This is a genomic window from Hylemonella sp. P2_B10 (assembly GCF_056404875.1).
This window is the reverse complement of the sequence record NZ_JBFUDE010000002.1, coordinates 934,535-960,147: the sequence shown is the minus strand read 5'-3', so window position 1 is coordinate 960,147 and position 25,613 is coordinate 934,535. Positions and strand designations below refer to the sequence as shown.

At 64.9% G+C, this 25,613-nt stretch carries 27 protein-coding genes and 1 tRNA gene; 21 read left to right on the top strand and 7 right to left on the bottom strand.

All coding sequences use genetic code 11. The features are described 5' to 3' along the window. Position 1 precedes the first annotated feature (1 nt). The 21 genes from AC1DX2_RS12290 to AC1DX2_RS12190 all read left to right on the top strand — a co-directional run bounded on the left by AC1DX2_RS12290 (position 2) and on the right by AC1DX2_RS12190 (position 18,622). Complete coding sequence (locus AC1DX2_RS12290; RefSeq protein ID WP_477196621.1) at positions 2 to 1,021, top strand: NAD(P)H-quinone oxidoreductase; 1,020 nt, start codon at positions 2 to 4, stop codon at positions 1,019 to 1,021. Beyond that, positions 1,018 to 1,767 carry a triose-phosphate isomerase gene (gene tpiA / locus AC1DX2_RS12285; protein WP_477196620.1) on the top strand — a complete coding sequence of 250 codons (750 nt, stop codon included), beginning with the start codon at positions 1,018 to 1,020 and terminating at the stop codon, positions 1,765 to 1,767. Before AC1DX2_RS12290 ends, tpiA begins: the two co-directional genes overlap by 4 nt. Positions 1,768 to 1,805: 38 nt before the next feature. Further along, positions 1,806 to 2,195, top strand: coding sequence for a preprotein translocase subunit SecG (secG, locus tag AC1DX2_RS12280; protein ID WP_477196619.1), 390 nt, complete (start codon positions 1,806 to 1,808; stop codon positions 2,193 to 2,195). Positions 2,196 to 2,383: 188 nt separating this feature from the next. Beyond that, positions 2,384 to 2,468 (top strand) — tRNA-Leu (locus AC1DX2_RS12275). Between the two features lie 59 nt (positions 2,469 to 2,527). Then, entirely contained in the window at positions 2,528 to 2,887 is a 360-nt protein-coding gene (locus AC1DX2_RS12270; RefSeq protein ID WP_477196618.1) for an NADH-quinone oxidoreductase subunit A, read from the top strand. Between the two features lie 12 nt (positions 2,888 to 2,899). Beyond that, positions 2,900 to 3,376 (top strand): NuoB/complex I 20 kDa subunit family protein, encoded by a 477-nt coding sequence (locus AC1DX2_RS12265; RefSeq protein ID WP_477196617.1) that lies wholly within the window; start codon positions 2,900 to 2,902, stop codon positions 3,374 to 3,376. A 13-nt stretch (positions 3,377 to 3,389) separates the two neighbouring features. Next, positions 3,390 to 3,998 carry an NADH-quinone oxidoreductase subunit C gene (locus AC1DX2_RS12260; protein ID WP_477196616.1) on the top strand — a complete coding sequence of 203 codons (609 nt, stop codon included), beginning with the start codon at positions 3,390 to 3,392 and terminating at the stop codon, positions 3,996 to 3,998. A 28-nt stretch (positions 3,999 to 4,026) separates the two neighbouring features. After that, the gene (locus AC1DX2_RS12255; RefSeq protein ID WP_477196615.1) at positions 4,027 to 5,280 is read left to right on the top strand and encodes an NADH-quinone oxidoreductase subunit D; all 1,254 of its coding nucleotides are present in this window, start codon (positions 4,027 to 4,029) and stop codon (positions 5,278 to 5,280) included. Further along, positions 5,277 to 5,771 carry an NADH-quinone oxidoreductase subunit NuoE gene (nuoE, locus tag AC1DX2_RS12250; protein ID WP_477196614.1) on the top strand — a complete coding sequence of 165 codons (495 nt, stop codon included), beginning with the start codon at positions 5,277 to 5,279 and terminating at the stop codon, positions 5,769 to 5,771. The genes AC1DX2_RS12255 and nuoE overlap by 4 nt, the downstream gene beginning before the upstream one ends. Then, positions 5,771 to 7,150 (top strand): NADH-quinone oxidoreductase subunit NuoF, encoded by a 1,380-nt coding sequence (nuoF, locus tag AC1DX2_RS12245; RefSeq protein WP_477196682.1) that lies wholly within the window; start codon positions 5,771 to 5,773, stop codon positions 7,148 to 7,150. The genes nuoE and nuoF overlap by 1 nt, the downstream gene beginning before the upstream one ends. Positions 7,151 to 7,165: 15 nt before the next feature. Beyond that, the gene (nuoG, locus tag AC1DX2_RS12240; RefSeq protein WP_477196613.1) at positions 7,166 to 9,313 is read left to right on the top strand and encodes an NADH-quinone oxidoreductase subunit NuoG; all 2,148 of its coding nucleotides are present in this window, start codon (positions 7,166 to 7,168) and stop codon (positions 9,311 to 9,313) included. Next, on the top strand, positions 9,310 to 10,386 hold the full coding sequence (nuoH, locus tag AC1DX2_RS12235) for an NADH-quinone oxidoreductase subunit NuoH (RefSeq protein WP_477196612.1): 1,077 nt from the start codon (positions 9,310 to 9,312) through the stop codon (positions 10,384 to 10,386). The genes nuoG and nuoH overlap by 4 nt, the downstream gene beginning before the upstream one ends. 11 nt (positions 10,387 to 10,397) lie before the next feature. Next, complete coding sequence (gene nuoI / locus AC1DX2_RS12230; RefSeq protein ID WP_477196611.1) at positions 10,398 to 10,916, top strand: NADH-quinone oxidoreductase subunit NuoI; 519 nt, start codon at positions 10,398 to 10,400, stop codon at positions 10,914 to 10,916. A gap of 39 nt (positions 10,917 to 10,955) precedes the next feature. Further along, positions 10,956 to 11,657, top strand: coding sequence for an NADH-quinone oxidoreductase subunit J (locus AC1DX2_RS12225; RefSeq protein WP_477196610.1), 702 nt, complete (start codon positions 10,956 to 10,958; stop codon positions 11,655 to 11,657). Next, positions 11,654 to 11,962, top strand: coding sequence for an NADH-quinone oxidoreductase subunit NuoK (gene nuoK, locus AC1DX2_RS12220; protein ID WP_477196609.1), 309 nt, complete (start codon positions 11,654 to 11,656; stop codon positions 11,960 to 11,962). Before AC1DX2_RS12225 ends, nuoK begins: the two co-directional genes overlap by 4 nt. A gap of 7 nt (positions 11,963 to 11,969) precedes the next feature. Further along, a complete protein-coding gene (nuoL, locus tag AC1DX2_RS12215; RefSeq protein WP_477196608.1) occupies positions 11,970 to 14,033 on the top strand; it encodes an NADH-quinone oxidoreductase subunit L in 2,064 nt (687 codons plus the stop codon). 18 nt (positions 14,034 to 14,051) lie between these two features. Continuing rightward, positions 14,052 to 15,527: an NADH-quinone oxidoreductase subunit M gene (locus tag AC1DX2_RS12210; protein WP_477196607.1), complete on the top strand. Its 1,476-nt coding sequence runs from the start codon at positions 14,052 to 14,054 to the stop codon at positions 15,525 to 15,527. A 16-nt stretch (positions 15,528 to 15,543) separates the two neighbouring features. Next, entirely contained in the window at positions 15,544 to 17,031 is a 1,488-nt protein-coding gene (nuoN, locus tag AC1DX2_RS12205; RefSeq protein WP_477196606.1) for an NADH-quinone oxidoreductase subunit NuoN, read from the top strand. 47 nt (positions 17,032 to 17,078) lie between these two features. Next, on the top strand, positions 17,079 to 17,384 hold the full coding sequence (locus AC1DX2_RS12200) for a DUF2818 family protein (RefSeq protein WP_477196605.1): 306 nt from the start codon (positions 17,079 to 17,081) through the stop codon (positions 17,382 to 17,384). 81 nt (positions 17,385 to 17,465) lie between these two features. Then, positions 17,466 to 17,927 (top strand): DUF1178 family protein, encoded by a 462-nt coding sequence (locus AC1DX2_RS12195; protein WP_477196604.1) that lies wholly within the window; start codon positions 17,466 to 17,468, stop codon positions 17,925 to 17,927. 164 nt (positions 17,928 to 18,091) lie between these two features. After that, on the top strand, positions 18,092 to 18,622 hold the full coding sequence (locus tag AC1DX2_RS12190; RefSeq protein ID WP_477196603.1) for a hypothetical protein: 531 nt from the start codon (positions 18,092 to 18,094) through the stop codon (positions 18,620 to 18,622). A gap of 117 nt (positions 18,623 to 18,739) precedes the next feature. On the opposite strand, the gene AC1DX2_RS12185 is transcribed toward AC1DX2_RS12190, so the two are convergent. From AC1DX2_RS12185 to AC1DX2_RS12155, 7 genes are all read right to left on the bottom strand, one after another. Further along, complete coding sequence (locus AC1DX2_RS12185; protein ID WP_477196602.1) at positions 18,740 to 20,083, bottom strand: Glu/Leu/Phe/Val family dehydrogenase; 1,344 nt, start codon at positions 20,081 to 20,083, stop codon at positions 18,740 to 18,742. Positions 20,084 to 20,358: 275 nt separating this feature from the next. Next, complete coding sequence (locus AC1DX2_RS12180) at positions 20,359 to 20,778, bottom strand: hypothetical protein (RefSeq protein WP_477196601.1); 420 nt, start codon at positions 20,776 to 20,778, stop codon at positions 20,359 to 20,361. A 30-nt stretch (positions 20,779 to 20,808) separates the two neighbouring features. Next, the gene (locus tag AC1DX2_RS12175; RefSeq protein ID WP_477196600.1) at positions 20,809 to 21,003 is read right to left on the bottom strand and encodes a hypothetical protein; all 195 of its coding nucleotides are present in this window, start codon (positions 21,001 to 21,003) and stop codon (positions 20,809 to 20,811) included. Between the two features lie 131 nt (positions 21,004 to 21,134). Then, complete coding sequence (locus tag AC1DX2_RS12170; protein ID WP_477196599.1) at positions 21,135 to 22,916, bottom strand: ABC transporter transmembrane domain-containing protein; 1,782 nt, start codon at positions 22,914 to 22,916, stop codon at positions 21,135 to 21,137. 84 nt (positions 22,917 to 23,000) lie between these two features. Then, positions 23,001 to 24,059, bottom strand: a complete 1,059-nt coding sequence (locus AC1DX2_RS12165; RefSeq protein ID WP_477196598.1) for a lipocalin-like domain-containing protein — start codon at positions 24,057 to 24,059, stop codon at positions 23,001 to 23,003. 140 nt (positions 24,060 to 24,199) lie between these two features. Next, positions 24,200 to 24,913: an Hpt domain-containing protein gene (locus tag AC1DX2_RS12160; RefSeq protein ID WP_477196681.1), complete on the bottom strand. Its 714-nt coding sequence runs from the start codon at positions 24,911 to 24,913 to the stop codon at positions 24,200 to 24,202. A gap of 20 nt (positions 24,914 to 24,933) precedes the next feature. Continuing rightward, complete coding sequence (locus tag AC1DX2_RS12155; RefSeq protein ID WP_477196597.1) at positions 24,934 to 25,608, bottom strand: response regulator; 675 nt, start codon at positions 25,606 to 25,608, stop codon at positions 24,934 to 24,936. Positions 25,609 to 25,613 lie beyond the last annotated feature (5 nt).

The window sequence follows — 25,613 nt, the reverse complement described above, 5'->3', positions numbered from 1 at the left end:
CGTGCGCGCGATAGAAATCAACGGCCATGGTGGCCCCGACGTGCTGCGTCTGGGCCAGCGACCCGACCCCCAGCCGGGGGCGGGCGAGCTGCTGATTCGCGTGGCGGCAAGCGGCGTCAACCGGCCCGACGTGCTGCAGCGCGCCGGCTTTTACCCGGTGCCGCCCGGCGCCTCCGACATTCCCGGCCTGGAAGTGGCCGGGACGGTGGTGGCGGGCGACGCCGCCGCGATGGCCGCGGCTGGCTTCAAGGTCGGCGACCGCGTCTGCGCGCTGGTGGCTGGTGGTGGCTATGCCGAATTGTGCACAGCCCCGGTGGCCCAGTGCCTGCCAGTGCCAAAGGGTTTGAGCGACGTCGAGGCGGCCTCGCTGCCCGAGACCTTCTTCACCGTGTGGAGCAATGTGTTCGACCGTGGCCGCCTGCAGGCCGGTGAAACCCTGCTGGTGCAGGGCGGTACCAGCGGCATAGGCGTCACCGCCATCCAGCTGGCCAAGGCCAGGGGGGCGACCGTGATCGCCACCGCCGGCAGCGACGACAAGTGCGCCGCCTGTCTGAAGCTGGGCGCCGACCATGCGATCAACTACAAGACCCAGAATTTCGCCGAGGAGGCCAAGCGCATCACCGGTGGCAAGGGCGTAGACGTGATCCTGGACATGGTGGCCGGCGATTACGTGGCCAAGGAAGTGGACTGCCTGGCCGAGGACGGCCGGCTGGTCATCATTGCGGTGCAAGGCGGTGTCCAGGCCCAGGTGAATGCCGGGCTGGTGCTGCGCCGCCGGCTGACCATCACCGGTTCCACGCTGCGGCCGCGGCCGGTGGCGTTCAAAGGCGCCATCGCCCAGGCGTTGCGCCAGCATGTCTGGCCGCTGCTGGAAGCCGGCAGCGTGAAGCCTGTGATCTTCAAGGAATTCGCCGCCGTGGATGCCGGCCAGCCCACGGGTGGCGGCGCCGCACCGGCGCATGTGCTGATGGAGTCCAACCAGCACATTGGCAAGATCGTGTTGACCTGGGGGCAAGCATGAGTGATAAGCGCAAGCTGATTGCCGGCAACTGGAAGATGAACGGCAGCCTGGCCGCCAACCAGGCGCTGGTGGAGGCCATGAAGGCCGGCTTGCCGGCCCAACCCTGCGAAGTGGCGCTGTGCGTGCCCGCGCCCTATCTGGCGCAGTTGCAGGGCCTACTGCAGGGCAGCCCCATCGCGCTGGGTTCGCAGGACGTGTCGGCCCAGGCCGGCGGTGCCTACACCGGCGAGGTGTCGGCCACCATGCTGAAGGATTTCGGCGTGCGTTACGCCATCGTGGGCCATTCCGAGCGCCGCCAGTACCATGGCGAGAGCGATGCGGTGGTTGCTGCGAAGGCGCAGCAGGCGCTGGCCAGCGGCATCACCCCCATCGTCTGCGTGGGCGAAACACTGGCCGAGCGTGAAGCGGGCCAGACCGAAGAGGTGGTCAAGCGCCAATTGGCAGCGGTGATCCACGTCAACGGGCATTGCATCAGCGAGATCGTGGTGGCGTATGAGCCCGTCTGGGCCATAGGCACCGGCAAGACCGCCAGCCCCGAGCAGGCGCAGCAGGTGCACGCGGTGTTGCGCGCCCAGCTGCATGCCGCCAGCACCAACGACAAGCGTATCCACATCCTGTATGGCGGCAGCATGAATGCCGCCAACGCGGCCCAGTTGCTGGCCCAGCCCGACATTGACGGCGGGCTGATAGGTGGCGCTTCGCTGAAGGCCGCTGACTTTTTGACCATCATCGCCGCGGCCGCCTGAGGCGTGCAACGGCATATCGCGAGTTTGAGGAGTATTTGATGAATATCGTGTTGACCATTGTGCTGGCTGTTCAGATGTTGACGGCCGTGGGCATGATTGGCCTGATCCTGGTGCAGCATGGCAAGGGCGCCGACATGGGCGCGGCCTTTGGCAGCGGCTCGTCGGGCAGCCTGTTCGGCGCCAGCGGCAGTGCCAACTTCCTGTCGCGCACCACGGCCATCCTGGCCAGCATCTTCTTTGCGTGCACGCTGGCGCTGGCCTATTTCGGCAACCTGCGCGCTGGCACTGGTCCGGCCACCAATTCCAACAGCGTGCTGGAGCGTTCCGCCGCCAGCGCGCCGGCCGCATCGGCACCTGCCGCTACGCTGCCCACACCCGCCGCACCGGCCCCTGCCGCTTCTGCCGCCGGCCAGATTCCGTCCAAGTGATGCGCCGGGCCCATGCCCGAGTGGATCAGGGGGAATTGGCGGCGTTGCGCGGGCTCAAGAGCGCGTAAAGCCGCCCTGAAAATGCCCTGTCTCCTCTGAGGCGGAGCATGAATTCAGGGTAAACTCTAAGTCTGTCCGGAGAGCCACACGCCGCAAGGCACCTCATGCCATCCGGGCACTTGAGAACCGCCGTCGTGGTGAAATTGGTAGACACGCTATCTTGAGGGGGTAGTGGCGAAAGCTGTGCGAGTTCGAGTCTCGCCGACGGCACCAGAACAACAAATGGCCGCATGGCGTAAGCTGTGCGGGTTGGATACCCATCAGAACTGACGATGAACCTCGATCAATACCTCCCCGTTTTGTTGTTCATCCTGGTGGGCATCGCCGTGGGCATCGCGCCCCAGGTGCTGGGTTATATCCTCGGCCCCAACCGGCCCGACGAGGCCAAGAATTCCCCCTACGAGTGCGGCTTCGAGGCTTTCGAGGACGCGCGCATGAAATTCGATGTGCGCTACTACCTGGTGGCCATCCTGTTCATTCTGTTCGACCTCGAAATCGCCTTCCTGTTTCCCTGGGCCGTGTCCATCAAGGACATCGGGCCGCTGGGTTTCTGGTCGGTGATGGTCTTCCTGGGCATTCTGGTCGTGGGCTTTATCTACGAGTGGAAAAAAGGCGCCCTGGATTGGGAATGACGGAGCAAAGACATGATTGAAGGCGTTCTGAAAGAGGGTTTCATCACCACCTCGTACGATTCGGTGATGAACTGGGCCAAGACCGGCTCGCTGTGGCCCATGGCCTTCGGCCTGGCTTGCTGCGCGGTGGAGATGATGCACTCGGCCACCTCGCGCTACGACACCGACCGCTTTGGCCTGGTGTACCGGCCCAGCCCGCGCCAGTCCGATCTGATGATCGTCGCCGGCACGCTGTGCAACAAGATGGCGCCGGCGCTGCGCAAGGTCTACGACCAGATGAGCGAGCCGCGCTGGGTGCTCTCCATGGGCTCCTGCGCCAACGGTGGCGGCTACTACCACTACAGCTACTCGGTGGTGCGCGGCTGCGACCGCATTGTGCCGGTGGACGTCTACGTGCCCGGCTGCCCACCCACTGCCGAAGCGCTGGTCTACGGCATCATCCAGCTGCAGCAGAAGATTCGCCGCACGCAGACCATCGCGCGCGCTTGAGGAACGGCCGACCATGACCACTTACGCCGTCAATCCCGAGCAACTTAAGGACACCATCGCCACCGCCCTGGGCGACAAGGCCAAGAGCGTCAGCCTCAAATGGGGCGAGGTCACCGTGGTGGTGGCCGCTGCCGACTACCTGGCGGCTGCGCAGACCCTGCGCGACGCGCCCACCTGCAAGTTCGAACTGCTGGTGGACTTGTGCGGCGTGGACTACTCCGATTTCCGCGAAGGCACCTATGAAGGCCCGCGTTTTTGCGCCGTCAGCCACCTGCTGTCGGTGACGCTGAACCAGCGCGTGCGCCTGAAGGTGTTCGCGCCCGAGGACGAGCTGCCGGTGGTGCCCTCGGTCACCGACATCTGGAGTTCGGCCAACTGGTTCGAGCGCGAGGCGTTCGATCTCTATGGCATCGTCTTCGAAGGCCACCAGGACTTGCGCCGCATCCTGACCGACTACGGCTTCATCGGCCACCCGTTCCGCAAGGATTTCCCCACCTCCGGGCATGTGGAAATGCGCTACGACGCCGAGCAGCAGCGCGTGGTGTACCAGCCGGTCAGCATCGAGCCGCGCGAGATCACGCCCCGCATCATCCGTGAGGACAACTACGGAGGCCTGCACTGAGCCCAGGCTCCGTTCGAAGCAAAACCCCATGGCAGAAATCAAGAACTACACGCTGAACTTCGGTCCCCAGCACCCGGCTGCGCACGGCGTGCTGCGCCTGGTGCTGGAGCTGGACGGCGAGGTGATCCAGCGCGCCGACCCGCACATCGGCCTGTTGCACCGCGCCACCGAAAAGCTGGCCGAGAGCAAGACCTACATCCAGTCGCTGCCCTACATGGACCGGCTGGACTATGTGTCCATGATGTGCAACGAGCACGCCTACTGCCTGGCCATCGAGAAGATGCTGGGCCTGGAGGTGCCGATACGCGCGCAGTACATCCGCGTGATGTTCGCCGAGATCACCCGCTTGCTGAACCACCTGATGTGGGTCGGCGCGCACGGGCTGGACTGCGGCGCCATGACCATGCTGTTGTATGCCTTCCGCGAGCGCGAGGACCTGTTCGACATGTACGAGGCGGTCAGCGGCGCGCGCATGCACGCCGCCTACTTCCGCCCCGGTGGCGTCTACCGCGACCTGCCCGACAGCATGCCGCAGTACAAGGCCAACAAGATCCGCAATGCCGCCGCGCTGGCGCACATGAACACCAACCGCCAGGGTTCACTGCTGGATTTCATCGACGACTTCACCCAGCGCTTCCCCACCTACCTGGGCGAATACCACGCGCTGCTGACCGACAACCGCATCTGGAAGCAGCGCACCGTTGGCATTGGCGTGGTGACGCCTGAGCGGGCCATGAACCTGGGCTTCACCGGCCCCATGCTGCGCGGCTCCGGCATCGCCTGGGACCTGCGCAAGCAGCAGCCCTACGACGTCTACGACAAGATGGATTTCGACGTCCCCCTGGGCAAGACCGGCGATTGCTACGACCGCTACTTGGTGCGCATGGAGGAGATGAAGCAATCCAACCGCATCATCAAGCAGTGTGTGGACTGGTTGCGCGTCAACCCCGGCCCGGTCATCACCGACAACCACAAGGTGGCCCCGCCCAGCCGCGAATCCATGAAGACCAACATGGAAGAGCTGATCCACCACTTCAAGCTGTTCACTGAAGGCTTCCGTGTGCCCGAGGGCGAGGCCTATGCCGCGGTGGAACACCCCAAGGGCGAGTTCGGCATCTACATCGTCAGCGATGGCGCCAACAAGCCCTACCGCCTGAAGATTCGCCCGCCGGGTTTCGTGCACCTGTCCGGCATGGACGAAATGGCACGCGGCCACATGCTGGCCGACGCGGTGGCCATCATTGGCACCATGGATATCGTGTTTGGAGAGATTGACCGATGATCTCTGAAGCTACCAAAGCGCGCTTCGCCAAGGAAACGGCGAAGTACCCGCCCGAGCAGGCGCAGTCCGCCGTGATGGCCTGCCTGGCCATCGTGCAGCAGGAGCAGGGCTACATCAGCGCCGACGCCGAGCGCGACGTCGCCGACTACCTGGGCATGCCGCCCATCGCCGTGCGCGAGGTTTCCACCTTCTACAACATGTACAACACCAAGCCCTGTGGCAAGTACAAGTTGAACGTGTGCACCAACCTGCCGTGCCAGCTGCGTGACGGCGCCAAGGCACTGGCGCACCTGGAACACAAGCTGGGCATCCACATGGGCGAAACCACTGCCGACGGCCTGTTCACACTGCAGCAAAGCGAGTGCCTGGGCGCCTGCGCCGATTCGCCGGTGATGCTGGTCAACGACCGCACCATGTGCAGCTTCATGAGCAACGACAAGCTGGACCAACTGGTCGACGGCTTGCGCGCTGCCGCCTCGGAGGGCAAATGATGACGTCAGCGGACAAGATCCTGGCGCAGTTCCAGGCCACCGGGGTGCAGACCTGCTTCCATGGCCGCCACATCGAGCCGCAGATCTACGCCGGCCTGGATGGCACCAATTGGCGCCTGAAGGACTACGAGGCGCGCGGTGGCTACCAGGCGCTGCGCAAGATCCTGGGCAAGGACGGCGCTGCCCCGCACCCGGAAACGGGCGCCATCGGCATGACGCAGGACCAGGTGATCGCCACCGTCAAGGAGTCCGCGCTGCGCGGGCGGGGCGGCGCCGGCTTTCCCACCGGCCTGAAGTGGAGCTTCATGCCGCGCCAGTTCCCGGGGCAGAAGTACCTGGTGTGCAACTCCGATGAGGGCGAGCCCGGCACCTGCAAGGACCGCGACATCCTGATGTACAACCCGCACATCGTCATCGAGGGCATGATCATTGCCGCCTATGCGATGGGCATTTCGGTGGGTTACAACTACATCCACGGCGAGATCTTCAACGCCTACGACCGTTTCGAGGAAGCGCTGGAAGAAGCGCGTGCCGCCGGCTACCTGGGTAACCAGATTTTGGGCAGTGGCTTCACGTTTCAGCTGCACGCCGCCCACGGCTTCGGCGCCTACATCTGCGGCGAAGAAACCGCGTTGCTGGAGTCGCTGGAAGGCAAGAAGGGCCAGCCGCGCTTCAAGCCGCCGTTCCCGGCCAGCTTTGGCGTTTATGGCAAGCCCACCACCATCAACAACACCGAGACCTTCGCGGCGGTGCCCTGGATCATCCGCAACGGTGGCCAGGCCTACCTGGCCTGCGGCAAGCCCAACAACGGCGGCACCAAGATCTACTCGGTCAGCGGCGACGTCGAGCGCCCGGGCAACTACGAAATCCCCATGGGCACGCCGTTTGCCAAGCTGCTGGAGCTGGCCGGCGGTGTGCGCAAGGGGCGCACGCTGAAGGCCGTCATCCCCGGCGGCTCGTCGGCCCCGGTGCTGCCGGCCGACATCATGATGCAGTGCACCATGGACTACGACTCCATCGCCAAGGCCGGCTCCATGCTGGGCTCGGGCGCCGTCATCGTGATGGACGACACGCGCTGCATGGTCGAGGCGCTGAAACGCCTGAGCTACTTCTACATGCACGAGTCCTGCGGCCAGTGCACGCCCTGCCGCGAAGGCACGGGCTGGCTGTCGCGCATGGTGGACCGCATCGACAACGGCGAGGGCAAACGCGCCGATATCGACCTGCTGGACAACGTGTCCGAGAACATCATGGGCCGCACCATCTGCGCCTTGGGCGACGCGGCGGCGATGCCGGTGCGCGCGATGATCAAGCACTTCCGCCACGAATTTGAACACCACATCGAGCACAAGACCTGCCCGGTCACTGTGTCCGCTTGAAGAGCCACACGCACCATGGTTGAAATCGAACTCGACGGCAAGAAGGTCGACATCGTCGAAGGCAGCATGATCATGCATGCCGCCGACAAGGCCGGCACCTACATCCCGCACTTCTGCTACCACAAGAAGCTCAGCATCGCGGCCAACTGCCGCATGTGCCTGGTGGACGTGGAAAAGATGCCCAAGCCCATGCCCGCCTGCGCCACCCCGGTGACGCAGGGCATGATCGTGCGCACCAAGAGCGACAAGGCGCTGAAGGCGCAGAAGTCGGTGATGGAATTCCTGCTGATCAACCACCCGCTGGACTGCCCCATTTGCGACCAGGGTGGCGAGTGCCAGTTGCAAGATCTGGCGGTCGGCTACGGCAGCTCTTCCTCGCGCTACGAGGAAGAGAAGCGCGTGGTATTCCACAAGGACGTTGGCCCGCTGATCTCCATGGAAGAGATGAGCCGCTGCATCCACTGCACCCGTTGCGTGCGCTTCGGCCAGGAAGTGGCCGGCGTGATGGAGCTGGGCATGACGCAGCGCGGCGAGCATTCCGAGATCGAAACCTTCCTGGGCGAGTCGGTGGATTCCGAGCTGTCGGGCAACATGATCGACATCTGCCCGGTGGGCGCGCTGACCAGCAAGCCCTTCCGCTACAGTGCCCGCACCTGGGAGCTGTCGCGCCGCAAGTCGGTCAGCCCGCACGATTCCACCGGCGCCAACCTGGTGGTGCAGGTGAAGAACAACAAGGTCCTGCGCGTGGTGCCGCTGGAGAACGAAGACGTCAACGAGTGCTGGATCGCCGACCGCGACCGCTTCTCGTACGAGGCCCTGAACAGCGATGAGCGCCTGACCGCCCCGATGATCAAGCAGGGTGGCCAGTGGGCCACCGTGGACTGGCAGACCGCGCTGGAATACGTGGCCAACGGTCTGAAGCAGATCAAGACCAACCACGGCGCCGCTGCCATTGGCGCGCTGGTCAGCCCGCACAGCACGCTGGAAGAGTTGCAACTGGCCGGCGCCCTGGTGCGCGGCCTGGGCAGCGAGAACATCGACTACCGCCTGCGCAATGCGCAATTCGGCAAGATGGAGGGCGTGCGCTGGCTGGGCACCTCTATCGCCTCGCTGACGCAATTGCAGCGCGTGCTGGTGGTGGGTTCCAACCTGCGCAAGGACCACCCGCTGTTCGCGCAGCGCATACGCCAGGCCGCGCGCAAGGGCTGCAAGGTCAGCGCCGTCAATTCCGCCGCCGAGCAGACCGGCAACTGGGCGCTGCCCGTGGCCTACACGCTGCTGGCGGACGCCGGCGGCTGGGCACAGGCGCTGGCCGATGTGGCCGCAGCCATCGCCGCCGACAAGGGTGTGGCCGCGCCGGCCGCCGGCACCGCCACCGATGCCGCCCGGGCCATTGCCAAGTCGCTGCAAGGCGGCGAACGCAAGGCCGTGCTGCTGGGCAATGGCGCCGCGCACCATGCCCAGGCCGACAGCCTGTTGGCGTTGGCCAACTGGATTGGCGCGCAAACCGGCGCCAGCGTGGGTTACCTGACCGAAGCCGCCAACACCGTGGGCGCGCAATGGGTCAACGCCGTGCCGGGTGCCGGCGGTTTGAACGCCGGGCAGATGCTGGCTGCAGGGGGCCTGAAAGCCGCGCTGCTGCTGAACAACGAACCCGAATTCGACAGCGCCGCCGGCCAGGCTGCCGCCGCCGCGCTGGACGCTTGCGACATGGTGGTGTCGCTGAGCCCATTCAAGGCCAACATGGCCTTTGCCGACGTGCTGCTGCCCATCGCGCCGTTCAGCGAAACCTCCGGTACCTTTGTCAACGCCGAAGGCCGCCTGCAAAGTTTCCACGCGGTCGTCAAGCCGCTGGGCGAAACCCGCCCGGCCTGGAAAGTGCTGCGCGTGCTGGGCAACCTGCTGGGCTTGGCTGGTTTCGACCAGGAGTCGTCGCAAGACGTGCTCAAGCAGGTCCGCGCCGACATGGCCAGTGATGCCGCCTTCGTGCCGGCCGACAAGCTGAGCAATGCGGGCAGCGCCGCCATCGACGTCGCCGGCACCGCCGGTGTGCCGGTGTCGGCTTCCATCTACGCGCTGGACGGCCTGGTGCGCCGTTCCACGTCTCTGCAACTCACCGCCGATGCCCGCAAAGCGGCCGGCACCCTGGAGGTGGCGGCATGATTGACGGTATTTACGGATTCGGCCAGGGCCTGATTGGCGCCCCCTGGTGGACCAGCATGGGCTGGCCGGTGCTGTGGACGCTGATCAAGATCATGGTCATCGTGCTGCCGCTGATGGGCGCCGTGGCCTACCTGACGCTGTGGGAGCGCAAGGTGATCGGCTGGATGCAGGTGCGCCTGGGGCCGAATCGCGTTGGTCCCTTTGGCCTGCTGCAGCCCATTGCCGACGCACTGAAGCTGTTGTCCAAGGAAATCATCACGCCTTCGGCGGCCAGCAAGGGCCTGTTCTTCCTCGGCCCCATCATGACCATCATGCCGGCACTCGCCGCCTGGGCCGTGGTGCCTTTCGGCCCCGACGTGGCACTGGCCAATGTCAATGCCGGCCTGCTGTTCCTGATGGCCATCACCTCGCTGGAGGTCTATGGCGTCATCATCGCCGGCTGGGCCTCCAATTCCAAATACGCCTTCCTGGGCGCGCTGCGCGCTTCGGCACAGATGGTCAGCTATGAAATCGCCATGGGCTTCTGTCTGGTGGTGGTGCTGATGGTGGCCGGCAGCATGAACATCACCGAGATCGTGCTGGGCCAGGGCAAGGGCATGTTCGCCGAGCAGGGCGTGGGCTTCCTGTCGTGGAACTGGCTGCCGCTGCTGCCGATCTTCTTCGTCTATTTCATCTCCGGCCTGGCCGAGACCAACCGCCACCCGTTCGACGTCGTCGAGGGCGAATCCGAAATCGTGGCTGGCCATATGGTCGAGTACTCCGGCATGTCGTTCGCCATGTTCTTCCTGGCCGAATACGCCAACATGTGGCTGGTGTCGGTGATGTGCGCCATCATGTTCCTGGGCGGCTGGTTGTCGCCGGTGGCCTTCCTGAGCTTCATCCCCGGCTGGATCTGGCTGGGCATCAAGACGCTGGCGGTCGTCACCATGTTCCTGTGGGTGCGTGCCACCTTCCCGCGCTTCCGTTATGACCAGATCATGCGTCTGGGCTGGAAGATCTTCATTCCGGTCACGCTGGTGTGGCTGGTGGTGGTGGGCGCCTGGATGCAGACCCCGTTCAATATCTGGAAGTAATGGAGCAAGCCATGTCCACCCACACTTCTGTCGCGCCCGCGCCCTTCTCCTTGAAGGATTTCCTCAGCAGCTTCATGCTGGTGGAGCTGTTCAAGGGCCTGGCCCTGACCGGCCGCTACGCCTTCAAGCGCAAGGTCACTGTGCAGTTCCCCGAGGAAAAGACGCCGCTGTCGCCGCGTTTCCGCGGCCTGCATGCGCTGCGCCGCTATGAGAATGGCGAAGAGCGTTGCATCGCCTGCAAGCTGTGCGAGGCGGTGTGCCCGGCGATGGCCATCACCATCGAGTCCGAGGTGCGCGACGACGGCAGCCGCCGCACCACCCGCTACGACATCGACCTCACAAAATGCATCTTCTGCGGCTTTTGCGAAGAGAGCTGCCCGGTGGATTCGATCGTGGAGACCCACATCTTCGAATACCACGGCGAAAAGCGTGGCGACCTGTACTTCACCAAGGACATGTTGCTGGCCGTGGGCGACCGCTACGAGGCCGAGATCACCGCCAACAAGGCGGCCGATGCCAAGTACCGCTGATCCGTTGGACGACAAGACCTAGAAAGACGAGCCGACAACATGGATGTCAAGACCGGTTTCTTTTACCTTTTTTCGCTGGTGCTGCTGTTCGCCGCGTTTCGCGTCATCACGGCGCGCAACCCGGTGCACGCCGTGCTGTTCCTGGTGCTGGCCTTCTTCCAGGCCTCCATGGTGTGGATGCTGCTGAAGGCTGAATTCCTGGCCATCACGCTGTCGCTGGTGTACGTGGGCGCGGTGATGGTGCTGTTCCTGTTCGTGGTGATGATGCTGGACATCAACGTGGACAGCCTGCGCCAAGGCTTCTGGAAGCATTTCCCGCTGGCCGCCACGCTGGGCGCGCTGGTGGCACTCGAAATGGCCACCGTGCTGATGGGCGGTTTCCGCCTGAACGAACCCAAGCCGACCGTGGCTGGCGCCATTCAGGCCGCTGCCGGCCCCGAGTTTTCCAACACCCGTGAGCTGGGTAAGCTGCTGTACACCCAGTACACCTACCCGCTGGAGATTGCCGCCGTCATCCTGCTGGTGGCCATCATCGCCGCCATCGCGCTGACGCTGCGTGACCGCAAGCTGACCAAGCACATCGGCGCCGAAGCGCAGATCCGCGTCAAGTCCGGCGACCGCCTGCAGGTGGTGAAGCTGGCCGCCACGCAGGCCGCGCCGGCCCCGGTGCCCGCGCCGGTGGAGCCGCCTGTGGCCGCGCCCACCACGCCCATTGCCGCCGCTCCGGAGAAAAAAGCATGACGCTGACCCTGGGACACTTTCTTTCGCTGGGCGCGGTGCTGTTCGCGCTGTCCGTCATCGGCATCTTCCTGAACCGCAAGAACCTGATCGTGCTGCTGATGGCCATCGAGCTGATGCTGCTGGCGGTCAACATGAACTTCGTCGCCTTCTCGTACTACCTGAACGACATGCACGGCCAGGTTTTCGTGTTCTTCATCCTGACGGTGGCGGCCGCCGAGTCGGCCATTGGCCTGGCCATCCTGGTGCTGCTGTTCCGCAACAAGTCCAGCATCAACGTGGACGAACTCAACACGCTCAAGGGTTAACAACAACATGAGCCAGACCCTTTCCGCATCCACCCTGCTGGCCGTGCCGCTGGCGCCACTGGTCGGCGCCGCCATCGCCGGCATCTTCGGCACCGCCTTCGGCGGCAACGTCATAGGCCGGCGCCTGTCGCACACCCTGACCATCCTGGGCGTGCTGGTGTCCTTCATCATCTCGGCCATGACGCTCAAGAGCGTGGCCGGCGAGGGCGCGCACTTCAACGAAACGCTGTACACCTGGATGTCGGTGGGCGGCCTGAAGATGGAGGTGGGCTTCCTGGTTGACGGCCTGACCGCCATGATGATGTGCGTGGTGACCTTCGTCTCGCTGATGGTGCACATCTACACCATTGGCTACATGGAAGAGGACGACGGCTACAACCGCTTCTTCGCCTACATCTCGCTGTTCACCTTCTCCATGCTGATGCTGGTGATGAGCAACAACCTGCTGCAGTTGTTCTTCGGCTGGGAGGCGGTGGGCCTGGTGTCCTACCTGCTGATCGGCTTCTGGTTCAACAAGCCCACGGCCATCTTCGCCAACATGAAGGCCTTCCTGGTCAACCGCGTGGGCGATTTCGGCTTCATCCTCGGCATCGGCCTGATCGTCGCCTTCGCCGGCACGCTGAATTACACCGAGCTGTTCGGCAAGGCCGGTGAGCTGGTCAAGATCGGCGTGCTGCCGCACACCGACTGGGCGCTGATCACCGTCATCTGCATCTGCCTGTTCATCGGCGCCATGGGCAAGTCGGCCCAGTTCCCGCTGCACGTGTGGCTGCCCGACTCCATGGAAGGCCCCACGCCGATCTCGGCGCTGATCCACGCCGCCACCATGGTGACGGCCGGCATCTTCATGGTGGCGCGCATGTCACCGCTGTTCGAGTTGAGCGACACGGCATTGAATTTCGTGCTGGTCATCGGCGCCATCACCGCGCTGTTCATGGGCTTCCTGGGCATCATCCAGAACGACATCAAGCGCGTGGTGGCCTATTCCACGCTGTCGCAGCTGGGTTACATGACGGTGGCGCTGGGCGCCTCGGCCTACTCGGTGGCGGTGTTCCACCTGATGACGCACGCCTTCTTCAAGGCGCTGCTGTTCCTGGGTGCCGGCTCGGTCATCATGGGCATGCACCACAACCAGGACATCCGCTGGATGGGCAACGTACGCAAGTACATGCCCATCACCTGGATCACCTCGCTGCTGGGCTCCCTCGCTTTGATCGGCACGCCGCTGTTTGCCGGTTTCTACTCCAAGGACAGCATCATCGAGGCGGTGCATGAGAGCCACCTGCCCGGCGCCGGCTTCGCGCACTTCGCCGTGCTGGCTGGCGTGTTCGTCACCGCGTTCTACTCGTTCCGCATGTACTTCCTGGTGTTCCACGGCAAGGAGCGCTACGACCAGAACCCGGATGCGCACCATGATGCCCACGACGACCATGCCCACGGCCACGACGACCATGGCCACGGCCATGAGCCGCACGAGTCGCCCTGGGTGGTGACGGTGCCGCTGATCCTGCTGGCCATCCCGTCGGTGGTGATCGGTTTCATGACCATTCAGCCCATGCTGTTCGGCGAGTTCTTCAAGGGCGCCATCGTCATCGACCATGAGAAACACCAGGCCATGGAAGAGCTGGCCAAGGCCTTCCACGGCCCGGCGCAGATGGCGTTGCATGCGCTGACCAGCGCGCCGTTCTGGCTGGCGCTGGCCGGCGTGGCAACGGCGTATTACATGTACATGGTCAACCCGGCGTTGCCGGCCGCCATCAAGCGCGCGGCGCAGCCCATCTTCACGCTGCTGGACAACAAGTATTACCTGGACTGGTTCAACGAGAACGTGCTGGCGCGTGGCGCCCGCGCCTTGGGCGTGGGCCTGTGGAAGGGCGGCGACCAGGCCATCATCGACGGTGCGGTGGTCAACGGCTCCTGGAAAGTGGTGGGCTGGGTCTCCAGCGTGGTGCGCTGGGCGCAGACCGGTTACCTGTACCACTATGCGTTTGCAATGATCGTGGGCGTGTTCGTGCTGCTGACCTGGTTCGTCTGGCACGACCAATTCATGGCCCTCATCAACATCAAATAACAACAAAGGAAGCCGCAAATGGGATTGTTGAGCCTCGCCATCTGGATGCCGATCGCGTTTGGCGTCATCTTGCTGGCGCTCGGTCGGGATGACCAGGCGCATGTGGTGCGCTGGGTCGCGCTGATCGGCGCGCTGGCCAGTTTCCTGGTCACGCTGCCGCTGTACGACGGCTTCAAGCTGGGCACCGCCGCCATGCAGTTCGTCGAGAACGGCGCCTGGATCGAGCGCTTCCATGCCAACTACCACCTGGGCGTGGACGGCATCTCGCTGTGGTTCGTGATACTCACCGCCTTCATCAACCTGGTGGTGGTGATTGCCGGCTGGGAAGTCATCACCTCGCGCGTCAACCAGTACATGGGCGCCTTCCTGATTCTCAGCGGCCTGATGATCGGCGTCTTCAGCGCGCTGGACGGCCTGCTGTTCTATGTCTTTTTCGAAGCCACGTTGATCCCGATGTACCTGATCATCGGCATCTGGGGCGGCCCGAACAAGATCTACGCGGCCTTCAAGTTCTTCCTGTACACACTGCTGGGCTCGCTGCTGCTGCTGATCGCGCTGATCTACCTGTACGTGGCGTCTGGCTCCAGCTTTGACCTGCAGGTCTGGTACAAGCTGCCGCTGTCCAGCACCGCGCAGACGCTGATCTTCTTCGCTTTCTTCGCCGCCTTTGCCGTCAAGGTGCCGATGTGGCCGGTGCACACCTGGCTGCCCGACGTGCACGTGGAAGCGCCCACCGGTGGCTCGGCCGTGCTGGCCGCCATCATGCTGAAGCTGGGCGCCTACGGTTTCCTGCGTTTCTCGTTGCCCATTGCGCCGGATGCGGCGCACGAATGGGCGGGGCTGATCATCGGCCTGTCGCTGATCGCGGTGATCTACGTCGGCCTGGTGGCCATGGTGCAGCAGGACATGAAGAAGCTGGTGGCCTACTCGTCGGTGGCGCACATGGGCTTCGTCACTTTAGGCTTCTTCATCTTCAACGACCTCGGCATGTCCGGCGGCCTGGTGCAGATGATTGCGCACGGCTTCGTCTCCGGCGCCATGTTCCTGGGCATAGGCGTGCTGTACGACCGCGTGCATTCGCGTGAAATCTCTGCCTATGGCGGCGTGGTGAACACCATGCCCAAGTTCGCCGCCTTCGCGCTGTTCTTTTCCATGGCCAATTGCGGCCTGCCGGGCACCGCCGGCTTCGTCGGCGAGTGGATGGTGATCCTGGGCGCGGTCAAGTACAACTTCTGGACCGGGCTGGCGGCCGCCACCGCGCTGATCTTCGGCGCCGCCTACACGCTGTGGATGTTCAAGCGCGTCTACCTGGGCCCGGTGGCCAACGACGACGTGCGTGCGCTGAAGGACATCAATGCGCGCGAATTCCTGGTCATGAGCCTGCTGGCCGCCGCCGTTCTGTACATGGGCATTTATCCCAAGCCATTCACCGATGTGATGGACAGCTCGGTGGCCGAGCTGCTGGCGCATGTGAAGGTCTCCAAACTGAACTGAGCATTGCGAGAAAAAGATGATAGACAAACTCAGTTGGATCTCGGTTTACCCTGAGCTGGTGCTGCTGGTCATGGCCTGCGTGATCTTGCTGGTCGACCTGGGCGTGACCACCAAGAAGCGCACGCTGACGTACGCGTTGACCATGGCAACTCTGATCGGCGTGGCCTGGGTGCAGGCGGTGTACGCCAGTGGCGGCGAAACGGTCTATGGCTTTGGCCACATGGTGGTCAGCGACCAGATGGGCAACTGGCTGAAGTGCTTCGCCACCATCGCGGTGATGGTCACGCTGGTCTACGGCCGGCCCTATGCCAGCGAGCGCGACATGTTGCGCGGCGGTGAGCTGTTCAGCTTGAGCATGTTCGCGCTGCTGGGCATCTTCACGATGATCTCGGGCAACAACTTCCTGGTCATCTACCTGGGCCTGGAGCTGCTGACGCTGTCCAGCTATGCGCTGGTGGCGCTGCGGCGCGACAACGCCACCGCCACCGAGGCGGCCATGAAGTACTTCGTGCTGGGCGCCATGGCCTCGGGCTTCCTGCTGTATGGCCTGTCCATGCTGTATGGCGCCACCGGCACGCTGGACATCAACGCCTGCGCCAAGGTCATCGCCTCTGGCCAGGTCAACCACCAGGTGCTGATCTTCGGCCTGGTGTTCGTGGTGGCTGGCCTGGCCTTCAAGCTGGGTGTGGCGCCGTTCCACATGTGGATTCCCGACGTCTACCAGGGCGCGCCCACGGCCGTCACGCTGATGATTGGCGGCGCACCCAAGCTGGCGGCATTCGCCATCTGCATACGCCTGCTGGTCGAGGGCATGATCCCGTTGGCCATCGACTGGCAGCAGATGCTGGCCGTGCTGTCCATTGCCTCGCTGCTGATCGGCAACCTGGCGGCCATCGCCCAGACCAACCTTAAGCGCATGCTGGCCTTCTCCACCATCGCGCAGATGGGCTTCGTGCTGCTGGGGCTGATGTCCGGCGTCATCGACGGCAAGGCCATGTCCGGCGGCGACGCCTACGGCTCGGCCATGTTTTACGTCGTGTCCTATGTGCTGACCACGCTGGCCAGCTTCGGCGTCATCCTGCTGCTGGCGCGCGAGGGTTTCGAGAGCGAGGAGATCGCTGACTTCGCCGGCCTGAACCAGCGCAGTCCGCTGTACGCCGGCGTCATGGCCATCTGCCTGTTTTCGCTGGCCGGCATCCCGCCCATGGTGGGCTTCTATGCCAAGCTGTCGGTGCTGCAGGCGCTGCTGAACTCGGGGCACACGGCGCACATCGTGCTGGCGGTGTTCGCCGTCATGATGTCGCTGATAGGCGCCTTCTACTACCTGCGCGTGGTCAAGGTCATGTACTTTGACGCACCCATCACCGCCACCACCGTGTCTGCCGGCATGGACGTGCGTGCCGTGCTGGCCGTCAATGGCGCGCTGGTGCTGATCCTGGGCCTGTTCCCCGGTGGCCTGGTGACGTTGTGCGCCAATGCCGTGGCCAAGATGATGAGCACCTGATGGGCGCTGTGCCAGCGTTCATCAGGCTCTCATAGTTTCGTTTCCGCGTGTCTCCGCAAACCGCGTCCGTCTGGCTGGTGCTGCTGGTTGCGCTGGTCGCGGCCAACCTGCCGTTTGTCAGCCAGCGTTTGCTGGTGCTGATCCCGTTGAAGAGCCCCAAGAACCTGGCCACCCGCCTGGTCGAGTTGATGGTTTTCTACTGGGTGGCCATTGGCCTGGGGTGGCTGCTTGAGCATCGGGCCGGGCAGATGGCACCGCAGGGGTGGGAGTTCTACGCCATCACCGGCGCCTTGTTCATCACCTTCGCCTTTCCCGGCTTTGCGTACCGCTACCTGCTGAAGCACCGGGATTAGAGCCTGTTGGCAGGCCCTGGATCTGGCAATTTAGGCCTGACGCGACGCCGGCCATCCAAGTTGCGGATAATCGATCGGACCATGAAAGTTCTGGACCTGCAATGTGACCAACGCCACCGCTTTGAGGGCTGGTTTGCGTCCGAGCAGGATTTCACCGACCAGCTGGCGCGTGACCTGGTGGAATGCCCGGTGTGCGCCAGCCGCGCCATCACCAAGCTGCTGAGCGCGCCGCGCCTGAGCCTGGGCCACCACCGTGACCCTGCCCAGGCGACGCAGGGCAGCAAGCAGGCTGTCGTGGCACCTGCCTCGCCCGAGATGGCCTTGCAGGCGGCCTGGCTGGCCATGGCCAAGCGCGTGGTGGCCAACACCGACGACGTGGGCGACGCCTTTGCCGAAGAGGCGCGCAAGATGCACTATGGCGAGACCGAGCAGCGTGGCATACGCGGCCAGGCCACACCCGAGCAGACCGAGGCGTTGATGGAAGAGGGCATTGAGGTGATGCCGCTGCCGTTGCCCGAGGCTTTCAAGCGCCAGCTTCAATAACTCGCCAGAAGCGGTCAAATTTCACGGAATTTGCCGCAAATTGCGTGCAGATGTGGTGCGGACGACGTTGGCGGCTGCAGCTGGCGGTGGAACTTGGCGCTACGCTGGGGTGTCCAACCCCACATCAACAGCCACCGGACCATCCGCCTCGCAAGGACCACATCATGGGCGCCGCTTTTCCCACCCACGCGCAACCGCGCCAAGCCGACCTCAGCCGCTCATCCGAGAGCATGGGCGGCGTGGAAGTCACCCTGTCCGACCCGGAAACCGCCTGGGGTATGTGGAACAGTGCCATGGCCGATATGGATGCCGCCGTGTCGCGCGGCAACGCGTCCACGCGGCCCGCTGCGCTGGAGGAAGCCGGGGACGCCACCCGACCCATGGGGCTGGAGGAAAAGAGCCCCGAACAGCGCAGGAACGATGCCCTGGCCCTGCTGGACGCCCAGCACCCCCGCATTGCCGTAGCCGTGCGGGCGGTCTGGGGCTTCCCCGAGTGCCTGGGCTACTTGAACCGGCTGATGCTGGAGGGCTGCGACGGTACCGGGCGCACCCGCGTGGGCTTCAACCCGCGCGTGATCGATGCGCTGATGAACTTGGCCAGCCTGCATGAGGCGCTGTTTGGCGCCGCCCGTCAGAGCGACGAATTGGGCTTTGCCGACAGCACCGTGCGCGCCGGGTTGGACGGCGCCAGGTAGCTGAAGTGCTGAAGACAGAGCACCGCTTCGCGGTGGTCTGTCCCGCAAGGACAGCCGGACATCCGACAAAGTGTTGAGGACAGAGCAACGCTACGCGTTGGTCTGTCCCGCAAGGTTTCAAGGATACAGGCCGCGCATCTCGCGCGCATGCAGAATGCGCGTGCAGGCCACGATGAAGGTGGCGGTGCGCAAGCTGACCTTGTGCTGTTGCGCCACTTGCCAGACGGCCGCAAAGGCCTCCTTCATGATGCGCACCAGGCGGGCGTTGATCTCGTCCTCGCTCCAGAAGAAGCTGGAAAAGTCCTGCACCCACTCGAAGTAGCTGACCGTCACGCCGCCGGCGTTGGCAATCACGTCGGGCAACACCAGCACATTGCGCTCCTGCAGGATGTCATCCGCCGCCGGCGTGGTCGGGCCGTTGGCGCCTTCGATGATCATCTTCGCCTTGATGCGCCCGGCATTGGCCTCGGTAATCTGGCGCTCCAGCGCCGCCGGGATCAGGATGTCGCAGTCCACGTCCCAGAACTTGTCGTTCGCCAGCACTTCGGCTTTCTCAAAGCCGGCCACGCTGCCGTACTGCGCCACGTGGGCCAGCAACGCCGGCACGTCCAAGCCGGCGCCGTTGTACAGCGTGCCGCCGTGGTCCTGCACCGCCACCACCTTGGCGCCGGCCTCGGCGAACAAGCGGCCGGCCACGCCGCCCACGTTGCCAAAGCCCTGCACCGCAATGCGTGCCTTGCTGATGTCCATGCCAATGTGCTTGGCGGCTTCCACGCCGACGGTGAAAACGCCGCGCCCGGTGGCGTCCTGGCGGCCCAGCGAGCCGCCCAGGTCCACCGGCTTGCCGGTCACCACGCCGGTGGAGGTGGCGCCCTCGTTCATGGAGTAGGTGTCCATCATCCAGGCCATGATCTGGCCATTGGTGTTGACGTCGGGCGCCGGGATATCCTTGGTCGGGCCGATGATGATGCCGATTTCGCTGGTGTAGCGGCGCGTCATGCGCTCCAGCTCGCCCATGGACAGCTTTTTCGGGTCCACGCGTATGCCGCCCTTGGCGCCGCCATAGGGCACGTTGACGGCGGCGTTCTTCACCGACATCCAGGCCGACAGCGCCATCACCTCGGACAGCGTCACGTCCTGGTGGAAGCGCACGCCGCCCTTGCCGGGGCCGCGCGAGGTGTTGTGCTGCACGCGGTAGCCCTCGAAATGGGCCACGGTGCCGTTGTCCATGTTGATGGGCACGTCCACCACCAGGATGCGCTTGGGGCGCTTCAGCGTCTCCACCCAGCGCGCCAGGTGGCCCAGATAGGGCGTGACGCGGTCCACCTGCTGCAGGTAGTCGCCCCAGGGGCCGAGCTGGTCGGCTTGCAGGTAGGAGGGGATGTGGGAGGAGGTCAGCGAGGCGCCGGCCGGGGAATTCGGGGAAAGGGCAGCGGACGGTAGTCCGTTGGGGGTCGTCATCAACAAATCCTTATGGGAACAGTCAAGCGCCGCACTGTAGGCCTGGCCCGGTGCTTTGTCCAAGGCCGAGTTTTTGCAAAACTATGCAAAAATTTTATAACTTCGACTGAAGATGTTTTGCCGCCGGGCCGCCCCAAGGCAAAACGCGGCCCCGAGGGGCTGAAGCCCGCGGCTCCGAGCCTGCCTGCGCAGGCTTGGACGGGCTGAAGAGCCTTGGCCTCTGGCCAGGGCCTGTCCAGGGAGCTACACGAAGTGCGCGACCGTGGGGGTCACATTCAGGCCGTCACGCTGACGATGCGCCCGGTGTTTTGCCCTTGGGTATTGACGAACAGCTGCGCCGTCGGCCCGCTTTGCAATTTGAAGCCTTGGCGTGCCGCATCGTCGGCCAGCTTCACATAGGCGCCTATGGCCGGTGAAGGTGACTTGGCCAACAGGCTCTTGACCTCTGTGGACACTTGGTTGACGTTGTCCACGCTGGCCTGGGTTTGCACTTGCTGCGATTGGCCTTGCAGCGATGCCACATTGCGCTGCGACGTCTCGGCCTGGCGCTGGGCCTCTTCGGTCTGGTCCTGCAGGCTGGCCAGGTTGTCCTCGGCGCGCGCGGCCTCTTGCCGCGCCTGCTGCAGCTTGGACTGCAGCGCGCTCAGGTTGACGCCGGGTGTGGTGGCGCCGGTGGCGGATGAGACGGCGGCCATGCGTGACCTGCCTTCTTCTGCGGCCGCCCTTCAGGCGGTGGTGTTGACCAGGCGGCCCGTGGTCTGGCCCTGGGTGTTCACCACAGGCTTGTTCGGGCGTTGTTCAGCCTGCTGCGGTTGTTCCTGCTTGGCCTGCGCCTTTTTTTGCTCGGGCGTGGGTTCCTGCACCTGTTTGGCCTTGGGGGGCGGCGTAGGGGCGCTGTAGGTGGCGGATTTGACGTCCATGGCAATCTCCAGAAATAGGCTGCTTTTGCAGTCTACTCTCTTCGATTGCGGGCTTCAAGGAAGGCCATCGGCCTTTGCAAATGCGCAGCCCTCAGCCCGCTGCATTGCCAGGTAAGGGCGACGCCACAAACTCAGATGTTGAATTGCAGCGCCGCCAGTCCGGCGTACACGCCGCCCTGGGCCACCAGTTGCGCATGCGTGCCCTGTTCCACCAGCCGGCCGTGGTCCAGCACCACGATGTGGTCGGCCTTCTGCACCGTGGCCAGCCGGTGCGCGATGACCAGCGTGGTGCGCCCGCGCATGGCCGACTCCAGCGCCGCCTGCACCATGCGCTCGCTCTCGGCGTCCAGCGCGCTGGTGGCTTCGTCCAGCAGCAGCAGCGGCGGGTTCTTCAACATGGCGCGGGCGATGGCGATGCGCTGGCGCTGGCCGCCCGACAGGCGCACGCCGCGCTCGCCCAGGAAAGTGTCGTAACTCTCAGGCAGGGCGGTGATGAAGTCGTGCGCGAAGGCCGCCTGCGCGGCGGCCTTGACCTCGTCGTCCGTGGCCTCGGGCTTGCCGTAGCGGATGTTCTCCAGCGCGCTGCTGGAGAAGATCACCGCGTCCTGCGGCACGATGCCCACGCGCTGACGCAGGTCGTGCAAGGCCATGTCGCGCGTGGCCACGCCGTCCAGCACGATGTCGCCGGCTTGCGGGTCGTAAAAGCGCAGCAGCAACTGGAACACGGTGCTCTTGCCCGCCCCGCTGGGGCCGACGATGGCCACCGTCTGACCAGGCTGAACGGCCAGTGAGAAGTCGCTCAGCGCCGCCTGGTTGGGACGCGACGGGTAGTTGAAGCGGATGCGTTCAAACCGCACCGAGCTGCCGCCTTGCAGCGGCGGCGGCGCCACCGGCCGGGCGGGCGAGGTGATGGGCGACTGGCTGCCCAGCAGCTCCATCAGCCGCTCGGTGGCGCCGGCGGCGCGCAGCAGGTCGCCATACACCTCGCCCAGCACTGCGAAGGCACCGGACAGGATGATGACGTAGATCACCGTCTGCCCCAGGTGGCCGGCGGTGATGCGCCCGGCCATCACCGCTTGCGTGCCCTGGTACAGGCCCCACAGCAGCGCCGCGCTGGTGGCGATCATGATGAAGGAGATCAGCGCCGAGCGGGTGGTGGCACGGCGCATGGCGGTGGCGAAGGCGTTGCGGGTGGAGGCCTCGAAGCGCGCCGCCTCGCGGCCTTCGGCGGTGTAGCTCTGCACCACGGGGATGGCGTTGAGCACCTCGGCGGCGATGGCGCTGGAGTCGGCCACGCGGTCCTGGCTGGCCCTTGAGAGCTTGCGCACGCGGCGGCCAAACCAGATGCTGGGCAACACGATCAGCACCAGCCCGCCCAGCACCTGAAACATCACATAGGGATTGGTCCACACCAGGATGCCCAAGGCGCCCACGCCCATCACCAGGTTGCGCAGCCCCATGGACAGCGAGGAGCCCACCACGGTCTGCACCAGCGTGGTGTCCACGGTGAGGCGAGACAGCACCTCACCGGTCTGCGTGGTCTCGAAGAACTCAGGGCTTTGCTTCAGCACATGGGCATACAGTGCATTGCGGATGTCGGTGGTGACGCGTTCGCCCAGCCAGCTGACGGTGTAGAAGCGTGCGGCGGAAAACACCCCCAGCGCCACCGCCACCGCGAACAGGAAGCCGAAATGCTCGCGCATGGCCATCACCTGGGCGCCTTTGTCGGGCGTGGCCAGGCCACCGTCGATCAACCCGCGCAGCGCCAGCGGAAACACCAGCGTGGCGGCGGCCGCCAGCAGCAGGAACAGCCCGGCGAGGAAGATGCGACCGTGGTAGGGCCGCAGGAAGGGCAACAGGCCGCTGAGAGATTGGGGGGAGGCGGCCTTGGCGCGTTCGGAACTGGAGCTCATGGATGGCGATATGGGGGTGATGTGGCCAGTCTGCAAGCCGGCCTATGTCGAGTTATGTCGTGCGAGCGGCGCGAGGCTCAAGGCTCACAGCGTCAGCGGCTTGGCGTAGCCGGTCATTTCCAGGTAGCCACGGCCCACGGGCCGGCCCTGGCTGTCCAGCAGGTCGCTCAGGCCTTCCCAATAGATGGCGCCGGTGGAGCTGCGGCTGTCCAGCTCCTGGTCGTCCACCAGCGCGCGCACGGTGTAGAAGTCGGCCGGCGTGCGCACCAGCCACTCCACCGGGTATTTCGCGCCGCTGTGCGGGCTGGTCCAGTGGCGCTGGGGCTTGAAGTCGGTCTCGCCGCGCGAGAAGATGTAGTTGCTCTGGCCGGCGGCCTTCATGGGGCCGCGGAACGAACCGCCGTCCCACACCGGGTTGCCCTTGGCGTCGCGCAGGCGAAAGGCGGTCAGCGCGCTGCCGTCGAACAGGTTCATGCCCAGCCAGTCCCAGCCCACGGCGCCGGGTGGCATCAGCGTGTCGCTCCATTCATGGTCCAGCCAGGCGCTGCCGGTCGACAGCGCGATGTCGCGGCCTTGGCAGTTGGCCTTGCCGCTGACGGCCAGCTGCGGTTCGCTGTAGTAGCCGCTGACGTGCTCGGGGCCAGGCCCCTTGCGCGACCAGCCTTGCTGGCCTTGCAGCAGCGGCGCCTGTTGCGCCGTCAATTGCAGGTCCAGCGCGAATTGCGCGGTGCCCAGCTTGGCCAGGTAGCGCGGCGTGCGCCGGCCGTCGCCGCCGTCGCGCGTCAGCGACCAATCGCCCAGGCGCACCCGGGTGTCGCCTTCCTCGGCCAGCGCACCGTCAAAGCCGGCCAGGCCGGCCGAGCGGGCGATGCGCTGGTCATGCCAGAACCGCTTGCCCTGCACATCCGTCAGCGCCGCGTGCGCGAACACCAGGTGCTTGGCGGCAAAGCGCGACTTCAGTGCCTGTGTGGCCGCCACCCGCGAGCGGAAGAAGGTGATCTGAAAGCCCCAGTCCCGGCCGTCGCCGCGCGCGTGGCCGGTCAGGTACCACCACTCGGTCTGACTGTCCGGGTGGGCGCCCATGTCCTGCGGAAACTGCAGTGCGCGGCCAGCTTGCACTGCCGCAGCCGGGCTGCCGAGCACGGTAACTGCGGATCCTGCCGCCGCCTGCAACAGCCGCCTGCGCAGCGGTGTGAAGGCGCCGGTTGTGGCCGGTAAGGACGTGCGGAGTGTCACTGTAACGCCATTTTTATCAATTCTAGAGTTAACCCACCGAATACGCATCAAACGGACGCTTCGTGCAGCAGCGCCGATCTCAGGGCCTGCCACAAATCGCCAGCCGGCGGTGCCAGCCCGGTCGTGGCGCAGGCCTGTTCCAGGTCCCGGGCCTGTGCGCTCATCCCAGGGCAGCCGATGGACTGCAATACGGCTTTCAAGCTATGGGCGATGCGCCGCAAGGTCGCCGCGTCTCCCGCGATCAGCGCTGCGTCTGCCGCCGTCACATCGTGTGGGAACTGTGCTCGACAAGCGGCCAGATAGGTGGTGAACAAAGCATTGTCGCTGCCGAAGTACAGCCGGACAGCCTCCAGCTGCGATGTGGACAGGCGTGAGGCGTCCGGGACTGCTGGCGTGCTCATGGTCATCCCGACGGCTGCCAACGCGTCGCGCACACAAGCCCGCAGGTCGGTGAGCGACACTGGCTTTTGCAACTGGCGCCAGACGTCGAACGGGCGCAACTGCTCGCGCATCTCGGCGGTGAGGCCGGCGCTCATCACCACCACGTGTGCGCCGGCGCGCAGCAACGGTTGCCGCTGCAGATGGCGCAACAGATCCAGCCCGGATTCGCCTGGCATCATCAAGTCCGTGATGATCAAATGCACGGGTTCGGCAGCCAGCAGTTGCAGCGCGACCGCCACGGTGTCAGCCTGCAGCAGTTGCAGCGGTTGCTCTTCCAGCGCCATACCCACGAAGCGCCGCAGGGAGGCATCGTCCTCCACCAGCAACACCCGGGGTCTGTTCATGCCGGGGAGACCGTTGCCAGCCGTGGGCTGGCTTGCAGGCACTGGTTCAGCAGGCCCGGCAGTTGTGCCACCAGGGATGGCTTGTGGATGACCGGTACGCCTTGTAGCGCAAAGCTGTAGGGCTTGCGCTGGTCTTCATCCAGTGAGGTGATGACGATCAGCTGCAGGTGTTCAAACTGTGGGTGAGTGCGCAGGCTCGTGATCAGCGTGGCGCCGTCTATGCCGGGCAGCAGGATGTCCACGATCAGCACGTCGGGCTGAAAGCGCCCTGCCGTGGCCAGACCGGCGATGGCATCGCTGGCGATCTCCAGCACCACTTGCGGGAACTGCTGGCGCACCAGCAGGCTGACCAGGTTTTGAAAATGCACCGAGTCCTCGATCAACAGCACCCGCGCAGGCCCCACGGATGCCACCAACGGGATGTCGCTTGACACGACGGGATGTGCAGGGGCCACACCCAGCACGCCTGGTCGCGTCACCTGAGCCGCCTGTGCATCGCTGCGCTCCCCATCACGCCATCGCAGCACCGACTCCCGGGTGATGCGGCGATGCCCTCCAGGCGTTTTCCAGGCCTGCAATTCACCCCTGTCCACCATCAGTTGAACCGATCTCACGGCCAACCCCAGCAACCGGGCGGCCTCCAATGTGCTCAGGTCGGTCGTTTCAGGCATGGGGG